The 1,112-nt window shown below is 61.8% G+C and carries 1 protein-coding gene; it reads right to left on the bottom strand.

What is annotated here, in order from left to right:
- On the bottom strand, positions 1-1,112 hold a 1,112-nt coding region (locus EXN68_RS27305), incomplete at both ends, for an S-(hydroxymethyl)glutathione dehydrogenase/class III alcohol dehydrogenase (protein ID WP_142843697.1).

The raw sequence follows: 1,112 nt of genomic DNA, 5'->3' as shown, positions 1-1,112 counted from the left end.
CCGCGTATGCTCTCACCCTTGTGCATCAGCTCGAAGCCCTTGTTGATGTCTTCGAGCGGCATCACGTGTGTGATCATCGGATCGATCTGGATCTTGCCTTCCATGTACCAGTCGACGATCTTCGGCACGTCGGTGCGGCCGCGCGCGCCGCCAAAGGCGGTGCCCATCCAGTTGCGGCCGGTGACCAGCTGGAACGGGCGGGTCGAGATTTCCTGGCCGGCGCCGGCAACGCCGATGATGACCGACTTGCCCCAGCCGCGATGCGAGGCTTCCAGCGCCTGGCGCATGACCTTCGTGTTGCCGGTGCAGTCGAAGGTGTAGTCAGCACCGCCGATCAGGTCGCCATTGCGCTTCGTCATATTGACGAGATAGGGCACGATGTCGTCACCGACATCCTTCGGATTGACGAAGTGGGTCATGCCGAACTTCTCGCCCCAGGCCTTGCGGTCATTGTTGATGTCGACGCCGATGATCATGTCGGCGCCGGCAAGGCGCAGGCCCTGCAACACGTTGAGGCCGATGCCGCCGAGGCCGAAGACGATGGCTGTGGAGCCGATCTCGACCTTGGCGGTGTTGATGACCGCGCCTATGCCGGTGGTGACGCCGCAACCGATGTAACAGACCTTGTCGAAGGGAGCGTCGGGATTGATCTTGGCGAGCGCGATTTCCGGCAGGACGGTGTAGTTCGAGAAGGTCGAGCAGCCCATGTAGTGGTGGATCTTGTCCTTGCCGATCGAGAAGCGCGAGGTACCGTCAGGCATCACGCCCTGACCCTGGGTGGCGCGGATGGAGGTGCACAGATTGGTCTTGCGCGAGGTGCAGGAATAACACTCACGGCATTCCGGCGTGTAGAGCGGAATGACATGGTCACCCTTCTTGACCGAGGTGACGCCGGGGCCGACATCAACGACGATACCGGCACCCTCATGGCCGAGGATGGCCGGAAACAGACCTTCCGGATCGGCACCGGAAAGCGTGAAATCATCGGTGTGGCAGATGCCGGTCGCCTTGACCTCAACAAGCACTTCGCCGGCGCGCGGACCTTCCAGCTGAACGGTCATGACCTCAAGCGGTTTTCCTGCCTGAATGGCAACAGCGGCGCGTACGTCCAT

The sequence above is a fragment of the Martinezella rhizogenes genome (genome assembly GCF_007002745.1).
GTDB classification, from domain to species: domain Bacteria; phylum Pseudomonadota; class Alphaproteobacteria; order Rhizobiales; family Rhizobiaceae; genus Agrobacterium; species Agrobacterium cucumeris.
Note: the sequence above shows the minus strand (reverse complement) of the source record. Positions and strands in the feature narration are given on the sequence as shown.